Annotated in this window: 17 protein-coding genes; 6 read left to right on the top strand and 11 right to left on the bottom strand. The window is 61.9% G+C overall.

The genetic code is table 11. From position 1 onward, the window contains the following. Nucleotides 1–253 precede the first annotated feature (253 nt). Nucleotides 254–850 carry a hypothetical protein gene (locus C2L71_RS02370; RefSeq protein WP_103264159.1) on the top strand — a complete coding sequence of 199 codons (597 nt, stop codon included), beginning with the start codon at nucleotides 254–256 and terminating at the stop codon, nucleotides 848–850. 71 nt (nucleotides 851–921) lie between these two features. Here the strand turns inward: C2L71_RS02370 and C2L71_RS02365 are convergent, their stop codons facing one another. Continuing rightward, on the bottom strand, nucleotides 922–1,722 hold the full coding sequence (locus C2L71_RS02365) for a YebC/PmpR family DNA-binding transcriptional regulator (protein ID WP_103264158.1): 801 nt from the start codon (nucleotides 1,720–1,722) through the stop codon (nucleotides 922–924). Between the two features lie 745 nt (nucleotides 1,723–2,467). On the opposite strand from C2L71_RS02365, the gene C2L71_RS11900 reads away from it, so the two are divergent. The 4 genes from C2L71_RS11900 (at nucleotide 2,468) to C2L71_RS02340 (ending at nucleotide 7,593) form a co-directional block, all read left to right on the top strand. Then, nucleotides 2,468–3,133: a hypothetical protein gene (locus C2L71_RS11900; RefSeq protein WP_129588465.1), complete on the top strand. Its 666-nt coding sequence runs from the start codon at nucleotides 2,468–2,470 to the stop codon at nucleotides 3,131–3,133. Nucleotides 3,134–3,647: 514 nt separating this feature from the next. Beyond that, entirely contained in the window at nucleotides 3,648–4,814 is a 1,167-nt protein-coding gene (locus C2L71_RS02350) for a phosphoglycerate dehydrogenase (protein ID WP_103264155.1), read from the top strand. A gap of 90 nt (nucleotides 4,815–4,904) precedes the next feature. After that, nucleotides 4,905–5,780 (top strand): LysR family transcriptional regulator, encoded by an 876-nt coding sequence (locus C2L71_RS02345; protein WP_103264154.1) that lies wholly within the window; start codon nucleotides 4,905–4,907, stop codon nucleotides 5,778–5,780. 199 nt (nucleotides 5,781–5,979) lie between these two features. Further along, on the top strand, nucleotides 5,980–7,593 hold the full coding sequence (locus tag C2L71_RS02340; RefSeq protein WP_103264153.1) for an FAD-dependent oxidoreductase: 1,614 nt from the start codon (nucleotides 5,980–5,982) through the stop codon (nucleotides 7,591–7,593). Nucleotides 7,594–7,691: 98 nt separating this feature from the next. Here the strand turns inward: C2L71_RS02340 and C2L71_RS11990 are convergent, their stop codons facing one another. Continuing rightward, the gene (locus tag C2L71_RS11990) at nucleotides 7,692–7,865 is read right to left on the bottom strand and encodes a hypothetical protein (protein ID WP_157938918.1); all 174 of its coding nucleotides are present in this window, start codon (nucleotides 7,863–7,865) and stop codon (nucleotides 7,692–7,694) included. A gap of 100 nt (nucleotides 7,866–7,965) precedes the next feature. Beyond that, entirely contained in the window at nucleotides 7,966–8,874 is a 909-nt protein-coding gene (locus tag C2L71_RS02335; RefSeq protein WP_103264152.1) for a diacylglycerol/lipid kinase family protein, read from the bottom strand. A gap of 300 nt (nucleotides 8,875–9,174) precedes the next feature. Between C2L71_RS02335 and C2L71_RS02330 the strand changes: the two genes are divergently transcribed. Next, nucleotides 9,175–10,053 carry a glucose 1-dehydrogenase gene (locus tag C2L71_RS02330; RefSeq protein ID WP_103264151.1) on the top strand — a complete coding sequence of 293 codons (879 nt, stop codon included), beginning with the start codon at nucleotides 9,175–9,177 and terminating at the stop codon, nucleotides 10,051–10,053. Nucleotides 10,054–10,200: 147 nt separating this feature from the next. On the opposite strand, the gene moaC is transcribed toward C2L71_RS02330, so the two are convergent. From moaC to C2L71_RS02290, 8 genes are all read right to left on the bottom strand, one after another. Further along, nucleotides 10,201–10,701 carry a cyclic pyranopterin monophosphate synthase MoaC gene (moaC, locus tag C2L71_RS02325; RefSeq protein WP_103264150.1) on the bottom strand — a complete coding sequence of 167 codons (501 nt, stop codon included), beginning with the start codon at nucleotides 10,699–10,701 and terminating at the stop codon, nucleotides 10,201–10,203. A 1-nt stretch (nucleotide 10,702) separates the two neighbouring features. Continuing rightward, nucleotides 10,703–11,704: a GTP 3',8-cyclase MoaA gene (gene moaA / locus C2L71_RS02320; protein WP_103264149.1), complete on the bottom strand. Its 1,002-nt coding sequence runs from the start codon at nucleotides 11,702–11,704 to the stop codon at nucleotides 10,703–10,705. 156 nt (nucleotides 11,705–11,860) lie between these two features. Continuing rightward, nucleotides 11,861–17,863, bottom strand: coding sequence for an InlB B-repeat-containing protein (locus C2L71_RS02315; RefSeq protein ID WP_103264148.1), 6,003 nt, complete (start codon nucleotides 17,861–17,863; stop codon nucleotides 11,861–11,863). Nucleotides 17,864–18,197: 334 nt separating this feature from the next. Beyond that, a complete protein-coding gene (locus C2L71_RS02310; RefSeq protein ID WP_103264147.1) occupies nucleotides 18,198–19,310 on the bottom strand; it encodes a sulfate/molybdate ABC transporter ATP-binding protein in 1,113 nt (370 codons plus the stop codon). 198 nt (nucleotides 19,311–19,508) lie between these two features. Continuing rightward, nucleotides 19,509–20,951 (bottom strand): molybdate ABC transporter permease subunit, encoded by a 1,443-nt coding sequence (modB, locus tag C2L71_RS02305; protein ID WP_239926239.1) that lies wholly within the window; start codon nucleotides 20,949–20,951, stop codon nucleotides 19,509–19,511. Between the two features lie 147 nt (nucleotides 20,952–21,098). Beyond that, entirely contained in the window at nucleotides 21,099–22,004 is a 906-nt protein-coding gene (gene modA / locus C2L71_RS02300) for a molybdate ABC transporter substrate-binding protein (RefSeq protein WP_103264145.1), read from the bottom strand. 180 nt (nucleotides 22,005–22,184) lie between these two features. Beyond that, nucleotides 22,185–22,790 carry an ABC transporter ATP-binding protein gene (locus C2L71_RS02295; RefSeq protein ID WP_103264144.1) on the bottom strand — a complete coding sequence of 202 codons (606 nt, stop codon included), beginning with the start codon at nucleotides 22,788–22,790 and terminating at the stop codon, nucleotides 22,185–22,187. Then, nucleotides 22,784–23,728: an ATP-binding cassette domain-containing protein gene (locus C2L71_RS02290; RefSeq protein ID WP_239926237.1), complete on the bottom strand. Its 945-nt coding sequence runs from the start codon at nucleotides 23,726–23,728 to the stop codon at nucleotides 22,784–22,786. The genes C2L71_RS02295 and C2L71_RS02290 overlap by 7 nt, the downstream gene beginning before the upstream one ends. Nucleotides 23,729–23,737 lie beyond the last annotated feature (9 nt).

The raw sequence follows: 23,737 nt of genomic DNA, 5'->3' as shown, positions 1-23,737 counted from the left end.
TCCGCCGGGTTTCGCTCGTTTTGCCAGGCTTCGCCGGGTTTCGCGTCAAAAGAGGTTGGAAGCTTCGGTTCTTGGCGGCGGGATAGTGCAAACCGTGACGATCGCGGAACCTTGCGCCGTCCTCGCTCTACAAAGACCTTTGGACGCGGTATGCTCGCTTCGATGCCAAGCTGTCTGATTTCGCAAGACAGCAGTTCTCGAGGAATGCGGGTTCTCGTGCACTAATTCTGGTTCTAAAGAATAGGAGCGTGCCATGGTGGAGACGAGCGCGGCAATCCCTGGATCGCTTGTGTGGGGCCACGCGTGCCTGGCGGCGTGCGCAGCGCTGTATCTGGCCTGGTGGTGGACGTTCTTCAATCCGAGCCTGCCGAAGGCGACGGGCGCGCTGTACGCGACGGGCGTGGGATTCATCGTGGGCGCCGTCATCCTGGGCATAGCAGTGGTCGCACTCATCGTCGCAGGCCTCGCGGGACTCGGCGCAGGCGGACGCGGCGGTTTGCCGGTTCCGGTCTGGGCGTTCGCCGTAGGCGGGATCTGCGCGTATTTCGCGCTCGTTTTCGCCACGACGAGGATCTTCGGCAGGCCCGTCACCACGGAGCTTCTGCTGTTCGTGCTGTGGGCGGCGCTCGAGTTCGCCGTGCTGAACGCCCTTGCCGGGTCGGGGGCGCTCGCAGCCGCAGCGGCTGTCGGACTTGCGGCAGCGGTGGTCGCAGTGTTCGTCGGCTGCCTGGCGTGCTACCTGCTGTACTTCCGGTTGCAGCCCCTGCCCTCGTTCGTGGCGGGTGCTCTGCCGCTTCTCGTCGTCGGCGTGTTCGCCGCGATCATGGCCGTCGTGATCGCTCGACTGTAAGCCGCCCGATACGCAGCGGACGCGCCCGAAGGCGCGCCCGTGAAAAACAGCGTGGTCGTTCGAAGAGGCCCCTATTCGTCCAACGCCTCGGCGATCTCATCGGTGATGTCCATGGCGTGGTAGACGTTTTGCAGATCTTCGAGCTCCTCCAGCCTGTCGATGAGGCGCATGACCTTCTTCGCGTCGACCACGCTCACCTGGGCGGGCGTGGTGGGCTCCATCGTCATCTCGGCGCCCTTCACCTCGATGCCCTGCTCCTCGAGAGCCTTCTTCACGGCCATGAGGTCGGTCGGAGCGGTGTAGACGATCCACTCGTCCTCGGCGTCCTCATAGTCGTCGCCGCCGGCCTCGGCTACGGCCATCATGAACTCGTCCTCGTCCGCCGCGGCGCCGTTGGGGCCGATGGGGTTCTTCTTATCGCCGGTCTCGATCTCCTTAGCAACCATGACCTGGCCCTTGCGCTCGAACATGAACGCTACCGAGCCCGACGTGCCCAAGTTGCCGCCAGCATGGCTGAATGCGGCGCGCACATCGGCGGCAGTGCGGTTGCGGTTGTCCGTGAGCGCCTCGCAGTAGATGGCGACGCCGGCCGGGCCGTAGCCCTCGTAGATCACGGTCTCGTAGTTGGCGGCGTCCTTGCCGGTGCCGAACGCCTTGTCGATAGCGACTTTGATCTTGTCCTTCGGCAGAGAGTAGCCCTTGGCCTTCTCGATGGCGGCCGCGAGCGATGCGTTGTTGTCGGGGTTGGGATCGCCGCCTTCTTTCGCAGCCACCGTGATGTTGCGGCACAGCTTGCTGAACAGAGCGGAGCGCTTCGCGTCCACAGCAGCCTTACGATGTTTGGTTGTAGCCCACTTTGAGTGCCCTGACATATACGTCCCTTCCGTTGGTGCTTTTGCCAGCCGTTTATTTTAGCATACCCCTTCAAATCCCCCGGTCGCTTTCGCATGGTCTTCAAAAACGCGGAAACGAATTCGGAGCCGGTTGGACTCAGAACCCGAAAACTCGCAACCATCGGACGGACACGCGCGACGGAGGCGAGCGAACGGGCCGGAACGCCCACCCCGCACGCCCGGATGGCTCGCGGCGCGAGCCTTCTCTCCGGATGATCCCCAACGCGCTTCCAGCGCAGATCCCAGCGGCCGTCGATGCCTTGCCCGCTGTCCCCTCGCGCGCTTCCAACCCCTTTCCACCACGGATCCGTCGCAAATCAAGCGCGTTGTCAATGGGAGTAATATCAAAAAAATACCTGATCAAATACGCTATTTTGATATTGAAGAAAATTCGGGAACGTGATATTTTCACCCTATGGAACCGGCCCCTCTTCTCATATGCGACGCCTCGGCGCTCCTCTATTGGCGCTCCGTCGGAGCTGGCTCAGGCCCTCCTCCTCGTGCCATGCGTGCAATGCGCGCACCGGGAAACGGAAACGCGGGCAAACCAAGCCTTGATCGCATCGCATACTTCCTGCGCAGATATCCCGCACTCGCCCGCGAGCCGCTCCATCTTCTCGTATCGAGTGGCGAAGCCCGACTCCGCTGCAAGGGAATCCGGTGCTTCGTCCATGCGGGCGCATTCCCTTCCCGTTCTTTTTCCGAGATCGAAAAGGACATATTTGTGCTTTCGCCCGAGCTATGCTTTCTGCGCCATGCCTCCAAGCTGTCTCTTCCACACGCAGCTCAACTGGGTCTTGAGTTCTGCGGAGCCTACAGCTTGTCAGCTGGCGAAACGAGAAGCGCGCGAAAACGCGCTCCGATCACGAACACAGCCTTCCTCAAGTCATACGTCGAGAATTGCACCGGCGAGCGAGGAATCGCCGAAGCTCGACGCGCATTGCGATATGTTGAAGACGGATCGGAATCGCCGCGCGAAACGATGGTCGCTCTTTTGCTCGATCTGCCCGCTCGCCTAGGTGGCTGCGGAGACCCTCCACCGAAAATGAATTATGCGATTCCTCTGCCCAAGAACGCCCGCAAGGCAACCGGAAGGCGTTCGCTGCGATGCGATCTGCTTTGGCCGGAAGAAAAACTGGCCATCGAATACGACAGCGACCTCCACCATACCGGCTCTGAACGGATAGCCAGCGACGCAACGCGCAGAACTGTCTTGACTCATCTTGGCTTCGAGGTGGTGACGGTAGCCAACCGCCACATGCACAATACCGCCGAGTTCGAGGTGGTGGCCCGCCGCGTCGCACATCGCCTTGACAGGCGGTTTCGTCCTGATCGATCCTGGAGAGCAAACCATATTGAACTTCGCCGCCAGCTGCTTGATCCCCCTTAAGCCAGCACGCCACTTGCTGCTTTCCGCGGCTTCACGCGTCTGAACCATCTTCCATACGACTGCACTGCCGAAAAAGATGCCGGTTTGGCACGAAATTGCGCCCTTGGACATCCTCTACGTGCATCTCAGAAGCATCTCCCCAGGTCGTTTTTTGATTTACCAGGACAATCATGAGATTTCGTGCCAAACCGGCGTCTTTTTCGGCAGCAACTTGCCCTGCGCTTTAGCATGCTAAAGCGCAGGGAGCGGAAGAGGGAGCGGAAGAGGGAGCGGAAGAGGGAGCGGAAGAGGGAGCGGAAGAGGGAGCGGAAGAGGGAGCGGAAGAGGGAGCGGAATGCACGGCTTAAGCCAACTGCATACGTCTCGAAGCGCTTGCCGGCGCAAAAGCCCGTGGGCTGGGTTTCTGTTGACACCGCTACAAGCCCGGCGCATCATGTTCTAATGCACACGAGCGAGACGGCGACGCGGGCGAACGTCACGGCTGCCGCCGTCCATCCCGAAGGAGACCGACCACATGCGCTACATCCACTGCCTGAACAACATCTCCGCCAAGGGCACCGACCTGCTCACCGACGCCTACGAGCTCACCGACGACCTTTCCCGGGCCGAAGGGATCCTCGTCCGCAGCGCCGCCATGCACGATCTGGAGCTTCCCAAGTGTCTGCGAGCCGTCGCGCGCGCGGGCGCGGGCGTGAACAACATTCCGCTCGAGCATTGCTCGCAGAAGGGAGTTGTCGTATTCAACACGCCGGGCGCCAATGCGAACGCTGTAAAGGAGCTCGTCATCGGCGCGCTCATGCTGGGCAGCCGCGGCATCGTAGAAGGCATCGAGTGGTGCCGCGCCAACGCCGACGACCCGAACATCGCCAAGGCGGTCGAGAAAGCCAAGAAACAGTTCGCCGGACGCGAGATCCTGGGCAAGAAGCTGGGCGTCATAGGCCTGGGCGCCATCGGCGCGCAGGTGGCGAACGCGGCCGTCGACCTGGGCATGGACGTCTACGGCTACGATCCTTACGTCTCCCTTGGCGCGGCGTGGAGCATGTCGAGCGCCGTGCACCACGTCACCGAGCTCGACGAGCTGCTGCGCACCTGCGACTACTTCACCATCCACGTGCCCGCCGTCGAAGAGACCATCGGCATGATCGATGAGCGCGCCTGCTCGCTCATGAAGGACGGAGCGGTGTTCCTGAACTTCTCACGAGACACCCTCGTGGACAACGACGCCATGGCCGCCGCGCTCGAATCGGGCAAAGTCCATGCCTACATCACCGATTTCGCCACCCCCGAGGTCATGCGGATGAAAGGGGCCGTCGTTCTTCCTCACTTGGGCGCGTCCACTGAGGAAGCCGAAGAGAACTGCGCGATGATGGCCGTTCGCCAGATGATGGACTACCTGGAGCGCGGCGCTATCGTCAACTCCGTGAATTACCCCGCTTGCGATCCCGGCCCCATGCCGGAGATCGGCAGCCGCGTCTGCGTGCTGCACGAGAACGTGCCGAACATGATCAGTCAGATAGCCACCGCGTTCGGCGAGGCAAACGTCAACATCGGGAACATGGTGAACAAGGCGCGCGGCGAATACGCCTACACCTGCCTGGATCTTGACCAGGAGATGCCCTACGATGCCGTGAAGAAGCAGCTCGGCGGCATCGCAGGCGTGCGGCGCGTGCGCGTGCTCTAAAAGGCCGCTGAAACCCCAACGACCTCGCGGCCCCGTCGGATGATCCGGCGGGGCCGCATCCGTTGAAGACGCCTATGAGACGGAGGCCCCATGAGAACCACGCAGCTGGAATGCTTCGCATCGGTCGCGTGCCATCGCAGCTTCACGAAGGCCGCTGAGGAGCTGCACATCGCGCAGCCGGCCGTCAGCCAGCAGATTCAGGCGCTCGAGCAGGAGCTCGGATTCAAGCTGTTCGACCGCACGCATCAAGAGGTCGTCCTCACGCGCGCAGGACGGTCGTACTATCCGAACGCCCTGTCCGTGCTGGAAGAACTCGAGGCGGCGCGCGACATGGGAAGGGCCATTGCGCAAGGCTACTCGGGCGAGTTGAGCTTCGGCGTATTCGGCAGCTCGCAAAGCTCCGACATGCAGGCTATCAAACAGTTCCACCACGAGCACCCCGGCGTCAGGCTGCGCTTCAGGCGCGCGTTCTCCAAAGAGCAGCGCAAGCAGCTGGTCGCAGGCCAGTTTGACACATGCTTCACCGCCGTAGGGAGCATCTGCGACGACGAGCGCATCGCCGTCGCCGGCCGCAGATCGAACAAACCCTTCCTACTCGTCCATCAGAGCCACCCGCTCGCGTCCAAAAGCTCGATACGCGCGGAAGAACTCATCCGCTACACGAACATTTTCGCCGCACACGACGGGCGCGATGCGGAATCGGTGATCCCGCCGGTGCTGGGAGATGCCGCTCCCGAGAGCATCCTGTTCGCCGAGGATCAGGACATCGCCTGGCTCATGATGCGGCTCGGGCTGGGCGTACAGCTGGTTCCGGAAAGCGTCGTTTCGTTCAAGCAGGAGGATGTGCACGCCCTTGAGATCGAGGGCATAACCTGGTCGCTCGAGACGGCATGGGTCTATCTCAAGGACAACGAGAACCCCGCGCTGAAGGCGTTCGTCGACCTGCTGGACGGCGAAGGGCTGTGACGCGACGCGGCCGCATGGTTCGGGCGACATCGGCAAGTCTTTCCAGCAGGTATCATAAGCAAACGGCATAACGCCGTGCGAAACGGGTATTTCACACGGCGCTTCCCTCTTCCTACACTTGAGGGCATCGGAGCATCGACTTTCCCCACCTGCGGAGAAGGCCGAAGTGCGAAGACCATCACGTTTTGGAGGAGGGACCATGGAAACATCGAAGGGAATCTCGAGACGCAGCTTCATCGGAGGGGGCATGGCCGGGGCGGCGGGACTCGTCGCCGCAGGGCTGCTTTCCTCATGCTCGCCCGGATCGCAGGCAACGACCGAGCAGAGCGCGACCGAGGGTGAAGCTGCCCAGATCAAAACTGCCGACGAGACCGTCGAGTCGAACATCCTCATCGTCGGGTCGGGCGCGGCGGGCCTCATGGCGGCCTACGAGGCGGGCAAAGCAGGTGCCGAGAACATCCTTGTCATAGCGAACTGCCCGTCCATCGAAGCGAACAACGGCAATATGGTCAGCGGCACGGCGGCCGTCGAAACGCCCTACACCGAAGCCGCCGGACAGGACTACTCCATCGAGCAGCTGTTCGACCGCATGGTCAATTTCGCTCACTGGACCGTGAACGCGCGGCTGTTAAAGACCTGCGTGGAGCTGCTGCCAGGCAACATCGACATCTTCGACGAGCTGGGTATCGAGCTTACGCTGGGCGCCGACCGCTACAGCATCGGCTTCGAGGAGGTGCACCTGTTCGGCACCGAAAACAAGAGCGCCGTGTTCCAGAAGCATCTGGAGGATGCCTACGGCGTGCAGTTCCGCTTCTCGACCGAGGCGAAGCATGCGCTCATGGAGGACGGCGCCTGCGTGGGCGTGCAGGCCGAAGACGAGGACGGAAAAGTTATCGACTTCAAGGCGAAGGCCACATTGCTAGCATGCGGCGGCTACATCGACAACCCCGATATGCTCAAAGAGGTGTACGGCGACATGACCATCGTGGCATCGTCCACCGAATGGCAGAAGGGGCTCGGCGTCAAAATCGCCCAAGAGGCGGGAGCCTTCCGCGAGAGCACGCATGGCTTAGGCATGAACGACATCTTCGGATCGACCGAGGAGCTGGGCTTCAACCTAGGCAACCCGCTTCTGGGCGCCGCGTTCTACGGCGGGCTGATCGTCGACGAGCACGGCAAGCGCTTCATGAACGAGTACATGCTGGCCAACGAGTCCATGGCCGGCGGCGGCGAGGCCACGCTGCACGTGAAGCAGTACTACGCCATCTTCGGACAGCGCGTCATCGACGCGTTGAAGGAGCAGGGTTACTACCAGATCATCGGCAGCCCCGAGTTCTGGGTATCGGGCATGCTGCTGTATGGCCAGCCGTTAGAAGACCTGGACCAGAGCCTGCAGGACGCCATCGACACCGGCTGGGTGTTCAAGGGCGACACCATCGCCGACGTGGCCGCGCAGGCGGGCCTTGACGAGCTGGAGACGACGGTGGAAGCGTACGACGACATGGCGGCAGCCGGTGTGGACACGATGTTCGGCAAGCGCGCCGAGATGCTGATTCCCGTGGCAGACGGAGGCCCATACTACCTGTTCAAGTACAATCCAGGCGCCTTCAATACGTTCGGCGGATGCCGTACCGACGAATTCACGCGCGCGCTGCGCGCCGACTTCAGCCCCATCGAGGGCCTCTACATCGCCGGCGTGGAGAACGGCAGCCTCTACAGCCGCCCGTACTACGATGTGGGAGGCACCTGCTCGGGCCTGGCTTACAGCTCCGGGCGCCTTGCCGGCATGCAGATGGCGGAATACACGAGCTAACTGTTTCGGCGACTCGCCCTGCGAATGCAACCGCGAGTCGCGCACATTGGCCGGCTTCGGAGCCCCTCCCCGAAGCCGGCCTTGCACGTATCGATCGATTATCCGGAAACGAGCCGCGCAAGATAGTCGCGCGGCGATATGACCGGCACTTCGCCGCCTCGGCCATCCCTCTCATCGCGCGTGATGATATACGATAGCCGCGCTTCTTCGCTCGCGGCGAGGTCCAGATAGCGTTCGAGGTTGGACTCCATTTCGGTTGCCGTTATGACCATGGCCTTCGCCTTTGATCGAACCACCGGCCTACGAGCACCGAGGTGCTCCCGTCGAAGCCTTCATGTTGGCAGACCGAGCGCAGATTGTTTAAACCTTGCTTTACGGGCGCAATACGTTGAGCGCTTTCGGCTCCACGCTCACATCGAACGTGCGCGCCTCGATGCGCTCTCCATCGATCTGGGCAGGCGGCACCTCATCGAACTCCACGTGCAACGTTCGAAAGCGCCGCATGTCTATTTGTTCGAATCCCGTATGCTTGCCACCCTTCGCGCGCAGGAACAGATAGACGGCTCGCACCGTACCCAAAGGCGGATGCGCGATGCACGCATCGAGCAGGCCGTCGTCAAGATGCGCCTCAGGACAGATCTCGAAGCTGCCGCCGTAGAACGGCCCCACCTGCACGGCGAACGCGTAGGAACATCCCCGTTCCGACTCGCCTTCGTCGAACGACGCCTCATAGCGTCGCTCGTCCAAATGATGGAGCACCTGGTCGATGCCCGCCTCCATGTACAGGACCGTGCCCGTCCGACCGGTACGCACGCGGCGGTCCACGGTATCGAGCGCAATGGCAGCATCCAGGCCGAACGACAGCGTCTCCACGAACCACCGGCCGTTCGCCCATCCCACGTCCGTCGGGAGCGCCTCGGCCTTGAACAGCTGCGCGCATGCCTCGTCCACGTTGGCGGAGATGCCGAGAGCGCGGGCGTAGTCGTTGCCCGACCCCACTGGAATAATACCGAATGCAGGTCTATCTTCGATCGCACGACGCATAATGCCGTTCGCCGCCTCGTGGATGACGCCGTCGCCACCGAGGGCGATCACGGTCGAGCATCCTTTGGAGCGCTCGGCAATCTCGCTCGCGTGGCGGGGCCCCGCCGTTCGCGCAAGCACGACGGCGTCCTCCCCGAAATAAGCGCGCAAGATCGAAGCCGCCCGCTCCGCAGCGGCGGAACCGGCGCCGTTCTGCGCCGCAGGATTTGCTATGAGCAGGATCTTTCCCTCGTCCATTGGCTAGGACCGTCCTTCCGAGGCATGGAGACCGACTGCATGCCGATAAACGGCGGCGCAGCATCAGTATTATAGCGCGCCCGCAGCGCGTCACGGACAGGGCCCGGACACCACAGTGCCGCGCCTCGGATACCGGCGTGTTCCCGCGCGATACGACGCCGATCCCCAGGGACGTGCGACATTGAAGCCGCCTTACCGAGCGGCAAGCGCTCGGCAACGCGCGCGACCGCGCGCCGCGCAGCTTCCGCAGCCGGGCTACCATGCAGTCGCTGCAACCGATACCGACGGAAGGAGCTATATATGTCCGATTCCGCTCTTTTAGAGACCCAGCCCCCCAAAGCTGGCTATGCAATGGACGACACGCGCGAGAACATCAATCCGAAACCCCAGGTGGAAAGCGATTCGTATCGGCCTTCAGGCAAGCTTGAGGGTCGGGCTGCTCTCGTTACCGGAGGAGACAGCGGCATCGGGGCCGCCGTGGCCATCGCCTTCGCGAAAGAGGGCGCTGACGTGGCCATCGCGTACTACTCGTCCGACGACGACGCTCAAAGCATTGCCGAGCGCATCCGGCAGCTCGGTCGGCACGCGCTCGTATTCAAAGGCGATGTGGGCAACGAGGAATTCTGCCGCAGCATGGTCGACAGCATCGTGGGAGAGTGGGGCCGCATCGACGTGCTTGTGAACAACGCCGGTGAGCAAACACCGTGCAAGAGCATTCTCGATCTGACCGAAGAGCAGATCGTCCGCACGTTCCAGACCAACATCTTCAGCATGTTCTTCCTGGTGAAAGCCGCGTTGCCCCATCTGCCGGGCGACGGGGCCATCGTCAACACGACCTCGGTCACCGCCTACCAGGGCTCGCCCGACCTCCTGGATTACTCGGCCACCAAGGGCGCCATCACCGCGTTCACACGCTCTCTTTCCGAAAACGAGGAACTTGTCAAGCGCGGCATTCGCGTGAACGCCGTGGCGCCGGGCCCGATCTGGACCCCGCTCAATCCCGCATCGTACGGCCCCGACAGCGAGAAGGTGCGCCACTTCGGCGAGAGCGTGCCTATGGGCCGCGCCGGACAGCCCTACGAACTTGCTCCCGCCTACGTGTTTCTGGCCTGCGACGATTCTAGCTACGTTTCCGGCCAGGTCATCCATGTGAACGGAGGCACCGTGGTCAACGGTTGACGTCTCGAGCACTGGCCGCAGGGTCCGTCGGGCTCTGCGGCCGTGCACCTCGTTCGCCGCCAGGGACGCTCTGTTATACACCGCGCTCGATACGGCCGAATAAGCTCTCGGCCATATCCCTACCGTCACCGCTGTGGGAACGCTCTCCTATGCGCGTTCCCACAGCCCCGTTTTGCCGCCGTCCTTTTTCAGCAGACGAATGTCCATGATCTCCATGCCACGATCAACCGCCTTGCACATGTCGTAGACGGTGAGGCACGCCACGCTCGCGGCGGTGAGGGCTTCCATCTCGATGCCGGTCTTACCGGTGACTCCGCAGGTGCAGGTCACTTGGATGCCCGTGCGGCCGTCTGGGCGCTCGTTCGCAACCACGGGGGCGCATTCGACTTTGGCCTTCGTGATGTTAAGCGGATGGCACATGGGAATAAGCTCGCTCGTGCGCTTGGCAGCCATGACGCCCGCCACGCGCGCGCAGGCAAGCACGTCGCCTTTCGCGGCCGCGCCTTCCATGATAAGGGCCAGCGTCTCGGGCTTCATGCTGATGAAGCCCTCGGCCACGGCCACACGCTCGGTATCCGGCTTCGCGGACACATCCACCATGCGAACGTCGCCGCGCTCGTCGATATGGGTAAGGTGCTGCTCGATCATGCTAGCCGCCTATCTGGGACATACCCCGCTCGGTTCCTATCTTGTCGTGATGCTCGTCGGGCTTTGCGCCGATAGCTTGCGCTATCACGCGACGCACGTCTTCCTCGCGCCCGGTTGCGAGCGCAGTCTTTACGTCGTACTCCTCGTCCGAGAACAAACACGGCCTCAGCCTGCCGTCTGCGGACAGGCGCAGTCGATTGCACTCGCTGCAGAAGTGCCGCGACAACGGGCTGATGAAGCCAACCGTACCCTGCGCGCCCTCGAACTCGTAATAGCTCGCCGGCCCCCAGCCGCTTGGCCGGTGTTTGGCCGCAGGGCGCAGCCTACCCAGCCCTTCTTCGACGGCGCGCTCGTCAATGATCGCACGCAATTCCTCGCTGGGAACGACGTCCTGCTTCCCCCAGCCGCAGCCGTCGGTGCCGGAGCTTTCTCCCACCGGCATGTACTCGATAAAGCGCACATGGAGCGGCCGATCGAGCGAAAGCTTCGCGAAGGCAAGATAGTCCTGGTCGAGACTGCGCACGGTCACCGCGTTTATCTTGACGGGATCGAACCCCGCCTCGAGCGCAGCGTCGATGCCGTCGAGTGTCTGCTCGAGCTCGCCACGGCGGGTGATGCGCTTGAACTGGTCCGGATCGAGCGTGTCAAGCGATATGTTGACGCGTGAAAGCCCCGCCCGCCTGAGGCTTTCGGCCATCCGGGGAAGCAGCACGCCGTTCGTGGTCATGGCGATGCTCTCGATGCCGGGAATGTCCTTGAGTTCTCTGACGAGATGCTCCACGCCCTTGCGTACGAGCGGCTCGCCCCCGGTCAGACGCAGGCGCTTGATGCCCATCTGCGCCGCAACGCGTGCGATCTCGACGATTTCGCCGAACCGCAGAATGTCTTTATGGGACAGTTGATCCACACCCTCCTCGGGCATGCAGTAGATGCATCGGAAGTTGCAGCGATCCGTGAGCGATATTCTCAGGTAGTCGATCGTGCGACCGTGGGTGTCCTTCATGCGACACCTCCCTCCTCGTCTGAGGATATAATAGAGCATGGAGGGAGTGAAACAAGCGACTATCTTGATGCCGCGGCAGACGGCTTGGAATCAGCGGGCGCCCCGCTTCGCAGCAGAGCGCCCTGCTTGCCATACCGGTTGGTCCGTATCGAGCATCTACCGCTGATCTCGACGGCGACGATGCACCATGACTGCAGCAAGAGCGAGAGTCGCGGCCGCCGCAAGCACGGCAGCCGCGGTGCCGAACAGCACGAGCGGATCGCCGGTGGAGGCCGAGCCGCCGAGCGTGTTCGGAGCCGCGGAAGCGGGAGGCCGCTTCGCCGAATCTTGATCTCCTCCCGAATCCACGTGAGCCGGAGGCTGGCTGGTGTCGTCGGGCTTGCCCGGATCGCCCGTAGTGCCAGAATCATCCGGTTTACCCGAACCGGCTGCAGTCCACTTCGCGTAGAGCGTTGTCGGACGCTCTACCGATGTATTGAAATCGTAGACACTCGTCAATCCCTCGTCGGAGAACCACCCGCCGAACGTATAGCCTGCGCGCGTCGGGTCGGCCGGCTTGGTTGCGCGTCCGCCGAACGCCACCGTCTGCGAAGCAACCGCCGAACCGCCGTTGGACTCGAAGCCGACCGTCACCGTATCGGCCGCCAGCAGCGCGTAGGTGGAAAACGCGCTGGCGTGGAATCTCACGATGCCCTGCTCGTAATCCACGCTTTCAGGCACGATGATCTCCGTCGCGCCATCGTGCACGTGCGCGATGCGCGCGCTCTTGCCTGCAATGTCGTCCGGTTTCACCTTGAGCTCAAACAGCAGCGGCTCGTCGACTTCGTCGATGAGGACCGTTTTCTCGCTGCCGCCGTCCACCTTGACGGTCATCTCCACGGACAGCTCGAAGTACAGTGCGACCGTCTCTCCGTCATCCGAAACGTCCTCGATCGCACCCTTCTCATCGGGATCGACCACGCTTTCTTCTTTTAGTTCGGCCTTGAGGGAGACGACCACGGTCACATCGGCTCCGTTTGCGCCATCGATGAGGTCACGCACAGCCTGAGCCTCTTCGGGAGACATGCCGGCCGGCGTTTCGCCGGAGGCGATCTCCTGCACGGCTGCGGCTCCCGCTGTAGCCGCTGCGGCCACCGTCTGGTCGGGCGCGGCGAATTCGTCGGCCGCCGGCTGCTCGACCTGCACGATCACGTTCGCATCAGGAACGGCCGCGACCGTATCGTAGAAGAACGCAAGCTCCTTGTCGTAGGCATCGATGGTCACCGTCTGGGAATCGAGCCCGTTGACCACATAGCCGTCGATCTTCGGCGCGCGTTCCGAGTAGGTCTCGCCGAAGATTCGACCCGATACGACTGCGTCCTCGGCAATCTTGGCCGACGAGGAGCCCTTCAGGTAGTAATGCACGGTATAGGACGCGTCGGAGCGCGGCGTCCACACAGCCGTATAGGAACGATTGCCCGAGGAGCCCTTTGCGATGGCCGCATCTACGGTCGGAGCGGTCAGGCCGGTGCCCGTCCAGCCAGCGAAGTCGTACCCGGTTCTTGTCGGCTGCGGCAGCGCGATGTCATCCGAGAATGCAGTATAGGAGGCGGGCGCCTGCACGCCGCCGGCGAACGCTCCGCCGGCCAAAATGTAGTCGATCGCGAAGACCCGCGGCACTACGGCACCGGGAGCGTCGACCGCATCCTGAACGTTCTGCTGGTAGATACCTTCGTCGTAGTACGCGGTATCGAGCACCGTGTTGAACGTGCCGCCGGTGACGAAGTCCTCCTTGTCCTGGCTGTAGACCGCAAGCTTCCCGTCGTTGATAGCTTTGAACGTGCCGGCTGCCACCGAAAGGGAAACCTTTGCAAGGTCGTCGACGGAGTTGTCTTGCGGGTTGCTTTCGTAGATCGCCGAGAACCCGGAAATCGTACCACCCGATACATTCACGGCGATCGGAAGCTTTGTCGTATGTTGAGCGACCGCAATGCCAGCGCCTTCGGTCGTGCCACCGCTGCCGTTCGGATTGACCGTCGTCGGTTTCAGAACTCCTGCAACAACGGCGTCACCCGACAGGTCCAACGTACCAGCACGCATTTCGATGCCGGTGCCGCCTTCGATGTCGCCACCGTTGATGACGAGCGATCCCAGCTGCGGATGATAGATGGCGGCGTTGTTCTTATCGGCCCGGACGGTGCCGCTGTTGATGACGATCCTCGTGCCATGCTTGTTCCCATTACCCGAAATGGCAGCATACTTGTTGCCTTCCAGCGACACCACGGTACCGCCGTTCAGCGTCAGCGTATTGCGCATAGTCTGAGCATCGGACAACGACCCGTCTTCGGCTTCGCCCGCCGGATAGTAGCCGACTACGTATATGCCGGGCCCATGAGCAGCCTCAACAGAAGCACCCTCGTTGATAATCGCGTCGCCGCGATATCCGGTTGTCTGGTACATATTTCCAACTTGCACGCCATAGCCTGCGGCCTTGACGGCGGCGCCGTTATTTAAAACGAGTTTCGCATTCTGCACGTAGATTGCGATGGAATCGGAATTGGCGGCCTCGATCGTGCCGTTCTCCACAGTCAAAGAGCTGTTGACAACAGAGAACGGCATCGAGTCGTTGGAGTTCCGGTAGGTCTTTCCTCCCAGGTCGAGTGTAATGTCTTTTCTGACGTTGATCTGCTGCGCGTCTTCTATGTCTGCCAGCAGCTTCACCTTGTCGCCGGATTCAGCCTGCGCGACAGCACGCGTGAGCGTGTTGTACGAGCCCTTCGAAATGCCATCCGCGTCAATGACTTCGACCGCTTGGTTCTCCGCCACTTCGAACATCCCGTCGCCGCCCTCAACAGCGACGAAACCCTCCGCCAGATAAGCCAGCGGGTCGCTGGAGAACGTGCCTCCGGTGATGGCTTTCGCAGCATCGCCGGACAGAGCGGCCAACGAGACCGCGAGTTTGCCAACACCGCCGGAAACTCTAAGAGTCGCGCCTTCGGCTTGACCGATGGAAAGCGATTTGACGAGCGAATCTGCATCGGCAGCGGCATACTCTTGAATGGCGGCATTATTCTTGCTGGTCAACGTGCCGCCCGAAATGCCCACTTCCACCGTGCCCGAAGCTCCGTATCCACCGCCGCGTGAAACGAGGGAAAGCGCCGCGCCATCGGGAATCGAGGAACCCGTCTTCGTCGTGTCAGGCGTCTCAATCGTACTCGCCGTCGCCTCGATACTGCCGCCCTCGATGGCAAGCTTGCCCTCACCGCAGAACTGCACACCATTCGCGCCCGTCAGCGTGCCTTCCGAGATCGTCAGGTCGCCGTTCTGCGGATGATATACGGCGCACCCATCCGCATCCGTCGAACGCACGATGCCTCCCTTGATCGCAATGCTCGTACCGTCGCAGTCTCCGTTGCCGACAATACCGAAACTATTACCTTCGATGACGCCGTCTTCGACGGTCAGGCTTGATGGCGCGCTCGCATTGCTGCCGATTACGGCGATTCCCGCATCCGGCCCTTTGATATGCGTCGAAACACCTTTGATAGTCACGCGCGGATTGCGGGAATCGTTCGTTCCGAGTCCTACCCGAACGCCATATGAAGGCACGCCTGATGCAACGGAAGACGTATCGACGACTACGTTCTCAAGCGTCAGATCGACGTCCTGCCGCACTTGTATCGCGGTTCCGAACGGAAACTCCCCGGTGCCATCCGTCGAATTCAAAATCGTGCCGTTTTTAACAATGACGTTGATGGGGCCCTGGTACTTGTTCACGGATACGGTGGCGTACTTCGAGCCATCGATGCTATGGCCGTTCAGATCGAGCACGATCGAGTAGCCGATCTCGTACTTGACATTGCCCGCAGGAACATCTTTATGCAATGTGACGACATCGCCGTTCCTCGCCTTGATCACTGCCGTGCTCAAGGTGTCATACATCACCGAAGTCCCGTTTGGCTTGGTGACAGTCGCCACCTGGTCATTCTCCACGACGTACATGCCATCGGCGTTTTCCGTTACGATTCGTCCGGTCTCCAGGTATGCGGTCACGTCGCTGGAGAACGTGCCGCCGCGAACGGTCATGGTGCCGGGCGCCGCGAGGTTGAGCACGGGAACGCCCGCATCGGCTTCGACCAGACCACCCGATACGGTCGCCTTGCTGTTCGCTCCGTCGTAGTAGCCGCTTGCACCGTCGATGTGCACACCGTAGCAATTCTGCACGATCGCGCTGTCGCCCACCTTGCCGCTCGCGGTTCCGCTGGCGATCACCGCACCGTCCGTCATTTCCAGCGTGCCGCCTCGCATGAGGATACCGACGCCCCCATCGGCATAGACGGTACCACCGGCGATGCTCAGCTTCCCACGCTGGGGATGGTAGATGCCGCAGGCGATGTACCCATCCGCTTCGATACGGCCGATGACGGTGCCGCCGCTTATCGAAATCGACGTGTCGCCATAGTCGTCCCCTTCGGTACCGTTGCCTCCGATGGCGGCGTTGTCGTCGGCGACAACAACGCCGCCATTCATCTTGAGCGTCGCACCTGTGCCTTGCACGCCGATGCCGAACTCGGCACCGTGGATGTACCCGCCCTCGACCGCGAGGATCGATCCTTTGCCCACGAACACCGCATCGCTATCCTGCGATTCCACGATACCGCTTTCGATGGTGGCCGAGCCTCCGTTTTGAATGTGGAGCGCCTTTGCATAAGGACTGACTGTCGGCTCTTTGCCGAGGATCTTGCCTGCAACATACGAAACCGTACGACGGTCATCGCTCACGACGGATGCCGCGGGGGCGGTCGTGTCGCGTACCGCCAGCTTGCCTTCGACGGTGATCGTGTCGTTTATGTACGAATCATCGGAGCTTGCCCGCCCCGCGACGGTTCTACCGTTGAGGTCGAGCGCGACATCCTTTCCCGCAGGCACGACGACATTTTCCTGCACGTCCTCGAGCAGGACGACCGTCTCGCCCGCTTGAGCCGCATCGACAGCCTCTTGGAGCGTCGAGTACGCCGCGCCGTGCACGCTCGCCACCATCGTGCGGGTGAATACCTGACCTTCGGAAATCGATCCCATGTTCGGGCCCTGTGCGGTGCGGTACGTGCAGGTTCCAAGCGATGTGAGCGTGCGATTGCCAGCGCCATCCTCGCCCACTGCGAACTTTGCATTCGCGCTGTAGTTTGCATCGACTTCCGTTCGATACGGATTACCTGCGTGGTCGCAGACTATCGCCACGTCTTTGAAGGCGGAAACCGCAGGGCTTCCGTCAGATGCAACCTCGTCGGAAATCGCAATCGTGCGTCCGGCATCCGAGGTCGCAAGCACGATGGCCGTTCCGTTCTCGGCACGATAGACGCCCATGAGCGAGGCCGTTTCGAAATTGGCCGTTCCAGCCGCCTTGAACAAGTTGAAGCCCAGGTATGAGCCGAAGGCCGATCCGTGGATTTCCGGCGGCGCTCCATCCGTGGTCCATGAGACGGCGAAACGCTCGTACTCGCCGTTGGAAACGTTCTGCACGAGCGACGATGGGATATCGCACACGAGGGCATCGCCCTCCTCGCGTAGATCGATTCCGTACGAGAGAGTCATGCCGTCAGCTGTTACCGCCTGCCAGGAAACCGACACGTTCGTTATGCGCACATCGGCATCTGCGCTCAATGAATAGCCCTCTGCTGCGGAAATGCGGAGATGCAGCACGCCGAATGCTGCTGGGTCGAGACCCAACTCATCGAGAACGCACTGCTCTTCCCCGTTCAAACCGCTTCCGATTTCCTGCTCGATACCCTCGTCAAGCGCATAGAAGATGCGCAACGGCCCGATCGAATCCACGGCGTTTCGATTCGCCAACGCTCCCGCACCTGCAATCGAGAACCTCTGACCGCCGTCTCCTGAGATACCGTCGTCATGATCGGCGTTGCGGGACGCATTCACGTCGGATCCGTCTGTCGGCTTGTCGGTAGACGGCTGACCGGACGACTCGCCTTCGTCTTCGGATCCCGCCACGCTCGAACCATCGGCTTCCGACACCCCATCCTGCCCGCTCGTAACGAAGCTGCCAAGCGAATCTTCGTTATTGCTATGGTCGCCCCACGCAGCTGCGGGAACGTTCATGGTGAATGCCAGTGCAAGGGCGAGTACGATCGCCATCGACCGATCGGCCCGTTTCTTCCCCTTCATGCGGTACCCTTCTCTATGCTTATACGTTGTCGCACATGCTTCTTCGCGGCCGTCCTCATCCTCGCCGAGGGCGATACTGCCCACAATTGACCAATACTATTATAAATGACCTGATCGTAAGCATAGTTTTGAGGACAGCGCGTCGGGTCGCCTTCAAGAATAGGTTTACACCACCCCCCAGTCAATACGAGGGGCAAAGAAATTGGCAGCGGCGCGCCATTCTGGCGTCATGCTGATGCCTGAGAATGCGGTGCGCTTTCCCAGCATGTTCGACCGGCGCCGAAACGTATCTTGCGGCGGCGGCGGACGTGCGCTTCCCGCGCGCTTCCGGCTGCTAGCGCGTTACGAGATACACCTTATCGGGCGGGATGCGTATCCAGAGCTCCTCGCCCTCTTGGGGGAGGTCCTTGGCGGAGACGGCCAGCTTGTCGATGCGCCAGAACAGGTGCTGGTGCAGATACTTCATCTCATCGTCGGTGCGCTTCACCGTCGGCGCGAACGTCTCGTCGCGATCGAGAAAGCCCAGCAGCGCCGTGCGCTCGAAGCGCGAATCGCTCACCCGGTCGACGCGCACGCGGTAGACGTTCTCCCCCGGCCCTTCGACCTGCTCGAGATAGAACGCGCGGACGCCCAGGCACACCACGTCGCGCGGCACCTGGGCATCCGAGCTCGCTTCCACACCCCATTTCGGCAGTCGGACGCGATGCTCGTCCACGTACTCGGCCGCCGTCGCATTCTTGCAGCCCGACAGCTTGACGCCCGCCACCGACTTCGGCCTGTTCACCAGATCGTCGCCCGTCTCGATCTCCATGATCGAGCCGTTCTCGACGACCGCAATACGGTCGCAAAAGCGCAGCGCCTCGTCGATGTCATGGCTCACGTAGAGCACCGTGCCGTGGAACGCATCGAACAGGCTGACCAGGTTCTGCTCGAGCACGCTTTTCAAATGCGCGTCAAGGGCGCTGAACGGCTCGTCGAGCATGAGTATGCCGGGGCGGGCTGCCAGCATGCGGGCGAGCGCCACGCGCTGCTGCTGCCCGCCGGAAAGCTGCGCGGGAAAGCGGTTTGCGAAGGACTCCAGCCCGAAGCGCTTAAGCTCCGCTTCCACGATGCTTCTGCGCTCAGCCTTCGGAACGTCGCGCCCGATGCCCGCACCCACATTCTCGGCCGCCGTGAAGTTCGGGAACAGCATATAGTTCTGGAACAGCAGCGCAGTCTTGCGCTCCTGCGGCTTAAGATTGATCTTGCGCTCCGAATCGTAGAACACCTTCCCATTTACCACGATGCGGCCTTCATCGGGTGTTTCGATGCCCGCAATGCAGCGCATGGTCAAGCTTTTCCCGCATCCTGACGCGCCGAGGAACCCAAGCGTTTCGTCGCTCGCCTGAAACTCCACGTCAAGCGCGAACGACGGAAACGACTTCCGAATGTTAACTTCCAAGCTCACAGCGTGCTCCATCCCGATTTACATGAGTCTCCCGCAGGCGAATCCCAAGAAGCGTCGGCAAGGATGATCGAACGAAGGGTGCTTGGGCGCTACCTGCCAAGCGAGTTCCGCGCGAGCCGAACAGTCCAGCGGACTGTTCGCGCGAGCAGGGCTGTTCGAGCAACTGGCTACCGCCCAAGCACCCGCCAGAAAAGCCCATCATTCTTCGGTCCTCCTGCGGTACTTCGTCGTGCGCCTACCCCAGAGGTTGATGAACAGTATGACCACGAAACTGAAAACGAGAATGACGGCTGTCCAGAACAGCGCGACGTCGATATTGCCGCTCATCCATTCGAAGTAGATGGCAATGGGAACGGTGCGCGTAATACCCGCATAGTTGCCTGCCAAAAACAGCGTCGCGCCGAACTCGCCGAGTGCGCGAGCAAAGGAGAGCACCGTGCCCGCCGCGATGGACGACCACGACAGCGGAAGCATCAGCTTAAAGAAAATCTTCCGATTCGACCACCCCAACGTGCGCGCCGCATCGAGCATGTTCGGATCGAGCCCTTCAAAGGCGCCGCGCGCGCTGCGGTACATGAGGGGAAACGCAACCACGACAGCGGCGATCACCGTAGCCGGCCAGCTGAAGATGAGCGGGAATCCCACATCGATGAACCAGCGTCCCACCGGTGAGTTGTTTCCCAAGCCGAGCAGCAGCAGAAAGCCGCAGACCGTGGGCGGCAGCACCATGGGGATAGTGAACACAGCGTCGGCGACGTCCTGCGCGCGCTTCGGGATGCGCAGGGCGAAGTATGCAGCCGCGAGCCCCAGCACGAAAATGATCACGATGGCGGTGCCGGTGGTGCGCAACGTCACCCAGAGCGGCGAAAGATCGATGCCCTGCAAGAACTCGCCGAATGCCCGCACGCCCTCGGCCGGCGGCGCGATGTCGACGGCGCCAGGCGCGACGATCTTCAGGAAATCGACGTAGCTCGGACGCGCAACGCCCTCGACGGCGGCAGATACCACATCGTTGCCGTCCTCGCCGATGGCAGTGACGAAATAGCGGTTTTCGCCGGCCTCCACGGCAAAGTCGTACACGATGCCGCCCATCGCGTAACCCGACTCACTCGTGAAGTACCAGGGCACGTCGTCGTCCATGACGACGCCGCCCGAAAGCGACACCGCGTCGAGCGCGATGAAATAACGCTTGAGGTCGTTTCGCGAAGCAGGATCGGCTGCGTCGCACAAGGCATGGGCCGTAGGCGGGATAAAAACCAGCACGTAGTCCTCGGTGGCAATGGCAACTGCATAGTCGGGCGAACTACCCTGATAGTAGCTGTACCCAAGGTAACGGCCGTCCAGCTCGCGGTTCGAGCCCTTCTGCGCGCGGGAGAACGCATCGACCGCAAAGGATGCCCCGTCGATGCGCGCAGCCTCCCCATCGGCCGAAACGGCCACGCCGTCGGAGGAGGCCGTTTTAATGGCAGCCGCTGAAGCATCCTTCGCATCTTCGAGCGGGGCTTCCGCAGCGACGTTGCCCTCCCCGCCTTCAACGGCGAACGCTGTCGCGGGGCATAGGACGGCGCATGCCAGCAACAAGGCCAGCAGCAGAGCGCCAAAACGTGTTCCCGGTGTTGTTCCCACTCTCGATACCCCCAAGACCCGGCTCGCGCCTTCCGTATGGAGCCGATGCGCAAAGCAACGTTCGATGCCATCATACACAATGAAGGAGGATGGAAAGGCCAGGCCTCCCATCCTCCTTCATTGCGCCCGACAAGAGCAGGCGCGCAGATTTATGGCGGAATTCTAGGCGGCCAACTCGAAACCCCATTCCTGCCAAATCTTGATGGCGTCCTCGTCAGAGAACAGCCAATCGAGGAACTCCTGAGCGGCCTCGGCATTCTCTGAATCCGCGCACAGAGCGGCGGGGTATACGATATTCTTGTGCGTGTCAGCCGGAACCGTTCCGACGATCTTCACTCCGCCGAACCGGTACACGTCGGAACTGTAGACCATAGCCAGATCCACATCGCCGGAGTTGGCGTAGGAGCACACGTTGCCCACGCTGGAGCCTTCGGTAACCTTGCCTTCAAGCGGCGTTCCCTCGAAAGTGCCCTCCTTGCCCGCGCTCTCCCTGCCGATGGCGCCGTCGGCGCTCACCCAACACGCCGGATCGGTGGTGGAAAGCGCCTGCTTGGCATAGTTGCCGGCCGGCACGTTTGCGTCGCCCACGGCCACCGTGTAATCACCCGATGCCATATCGGCGAGCGTCACGTTGCTCAGCTCGGAATTCTCGCCGGCCACGATAACCAGCTCGTTGGTGAACAGGTCGAAGCGGGTTCCGGCATCAACGTAGCCTTCCTCGACGGCCGTATCCATGGTGGCTTTCGATGCCGTGATCAGAATATCGGCGGACGATCCGGCTCCGAGCATCTCGTTCAGCGTGCCGGACGCCTCGTACTGGGTGTCGGCGAACGAAACCCAGCCATGATCCTCCAGGTAGAGATTCTGCACCTCTTCCATGGCCTTCGATAGCGAGTTCGCAGCAAAAATTTGCAGCTCGACTGCCTCGTGGTCCTGTACGTCAGACGGCTCGTCTCCCGACGGCTCCTCGGCCGGCTTGTTCTCAGACGAGCAACCGGCCATCCCGAACGCGGCTGCCAATGCGAACGCGCATATCGCAGCGAGCACGATCCGGTACGTTTTCTTCATGGGCACATCCCTTCCCTCGCTCCTGATCGGGCCGCGGCATGCGTCCGAGGGAATCCCCCGCCAGCACTGGTCCGAATTGCCCATTATATTATTCTTTTATTAGTATATAGTCAACAAAAGATAATGCAGACGGATGATGTACGAGATCCCGCGGCACTCGCGGCCTGCCTCAAAGCGGCGCTATTCGGTTCGTGCGAGATCCACCACGCGCGTGGCTATGCGCTCGGTGAGCGCCGGCGAATGCGACACGAACACGACCCCGATGCCGCAGGCCTGCGTCTCGGACACGAGAAATCGCCAGATCTGGGCTTGGGTGACGGCGTCGAGCATCGTTGATATCTCGTCGGCAACCAGATAGCGCGGGTGCGCCGCTAAAGCCCGCGCGATGCAGAAACGTTGCAGCTCGCCCCCAGACAGTTCGTGCGGAAACCGCCCGAGCCATCGCTTCTGGATGCCCAGATCGTCCAGCAGACGCTGCGGCACCTCCCCCGCTTCGGCCAGCGTGTCGCGCATGCGCATGCGCGGATCGACGGCTTTTTCGGGATGCTGCAGGATCAGCTGCACCGGGCACGTACCGCGCCTCGGTAGCGGCTCGCCATCGACGAGCACGTTCCCTGCCTGCGGACGCTCGTATCCGGCAAGCATCCGACAGAGCGTGGTCTTACCGAATCCGGACGGAGCGGTAAGCGCCACACGTTCGTCGGTCCCTACCGCCAGATCGAACCCCTCGTACAGCAGCCGCTTCGCCCCCGGGTACTTGAACGAGACGCCCCGCGCCTCTAGCATGGCGAACCTCCTCCCGTTTGGAAGTCGTGTTCCGGCAACGCGTGCCACAGCGCACGGGAGAAAGGGTGTTCCAGGAGGTCGGGCGACGCGAAGTTCGCAACCGCCGTCTCCTCTACCACGGTGCCGTTCTCAAACACGGCCACGCGGTCCGCCACCTGGAGAGCCAGCTCGATATCATGCGTGATAAGCAGCACGCCGCCGCCCTCGTCGGCGAACGTCCTCAGATCGCCGAGCGCACGCACCGCAAGCTCCAGATCAAGTCCGGGCGTGGGTTCGTCGGCTACGATGACGCGCGGGTCGTCCATAAGCGCACAGCACACCAACACACGGCGCGCCATGCCACCCGACAGTTCGAAGGGGTACATGCCGGCCACCGCCTCCGAAAGGCCGTAGCGCGCAAACAGCTTCTCGCGACGTCGCCGGCGCACCGCGTGCGACTCGTCTGGATGCGCGAAGCCTTCCACCTGGCGGCCCACCTTCATGAGCGGGTCGAGGCTGTTCACGCTTTGCGGCACCAGCGAGATGCCGTGTCCGCGCAGCTTCTGCAAAGAATCGGCGTCCTGCAGCTCACCGTCGAACCATATGCGTCCGTGCACCGTGGCGTTCGGCTCGAACAGCCCCAGAACGGCGTCGGCTACAAGCGTTTTGCCAGATCCCGACGCGCCCACCACCGCCACGATTTCGCCCACATGCACCGAGATGTTCAGCCGATCGATGACCTCCGTTTCGCGTTGTTTCGCGCGAAAGTACGGTACATCTTCCTCGTACATGCGAAAACCCACGCTCAGATCCTCAACCTGCAGCACGTGGTGCCCGTGCTCATGGCGCGAGACCGGCGCGTGCGTATGGTGGTGATGCGCCTGCATATCCTCGTGCTTGATCGTCGCATGCCCGACCGGTATCGCAGACAGAGGGTTCGTCTTGCTCGCTTCGCCCACGGAAACCTC

The organism is Enteroscipio rubneri, from assembly GCF_002899715.1.
Taxonomy (GTDB): Bacteria; Actinomycetota; Coriobacteriia; order Coriobacteriales; family Eggerthellaceae; genus Enteroscipio; species Enteroscipio rubneri.
Note: the sequence above shows the minus strand (reverse complement) of the source record. Positions and strands in the feature narration are given on the sequence as shown.

What these genes read in the sequence shown, in the direction of transcription:
- C2L71_RS02370 (WP_103264159.1), top strand. Translation starts at nt 254, where the DNA reads ATGGTGGAGACGAGCGCGGCAATCCCTGGATCGCTTGTGTGGGGCCAC.
- C2L71_RS02365 (WP_103264158.1), bottom strand. Translation starts at nt 1,722, where the DNA reads ATGTCAGGGCACTCAAAGTGGGCTACAACCAAACATCGTAAGGCTGCT.
- C2L71_RS02350 (WP_103264155.1), top strand. Translation starts at nt 3,648, where the DNA reads ATGCGCTACATCCACTGCCTGAACAACATCTCCGCCAAGGGCACCGAC.
- C2L71_RS02345 (WP_103264154.1), top strand. Translation starts at nt 4,905, where the DNA reads ATGAGAACCACGCAGCTGGAATGCTTCGCATCGGTCGCGTGCCATCGC.
- C2L71_RS02340 (WP_103264153.1), top strand. Translation starts at nt 5,980, where the DNA reads ATGGAAACATCGAAGGGAATCTCGAGACGCAGCTTCATCGGAGGGGGC.
- C2L71_RS11990 (WP_157938918.1), bottom strand. Translation starts at nt 7,865, where the DNA reads ATGGTCATAACGGCAACCGAAATGGAGTCCAACCTCGAACGCTATCTG.
- C2L71_RS02335 (WP_103264152.1), bottom strand. Translation starts at nt 8,874, where the DNA reads ATGGACGAGGGAAAGATCCTGCTCATAGCAAATCCTGCGGCGCAGAAC.
- C2L71_RS02330 (WP_103264151.1), top strand. Translation starts at nt 9,175, where the DNA reads ATGTCCGATTCCGCTCTTTTAGAGACCCAGCCCCCCAAAGCTGGCTAT.
- moaC (WP_103264150.1), bottom strand. Translation starts at nt 10,701, where the DNA reads ATGATCGAGCAGCACCTTACCCATATCGACGAGCGCGGCGACGTTCGC.
- moaA (WP_103264149.1), bottom strand. Translation starts at nt 11,704, where the DNA reads ATGAAGGACACCCACGGTCGCACGATCGACTACCTGAGAATATCGCTC.
- C2L71_RS02315 (WP_103264148.1), bottom strand. Translation starts at nt 17,863, where the DNA reads ATGAAGGGGAAGAAACGGGCCGATCGGTCGATGGCGATCGTACTCGCC.
- modA (WP_103264145.1), bottom strand. Translation starts at nt 22,004, where the DNA reads ATGAAGAAAACGTACCGGATCGTGCTCGCTGCGATATGCGCGTTCGCA.
- C2L71_RS02295 (WP_103264144.1), bottom strand. Translation starts at nt 22,790, where the DNA reads ATGCTAGAGGCGCGGGGCGTCTCGTTCAAGTACCCGGGGGCGAAGCGG.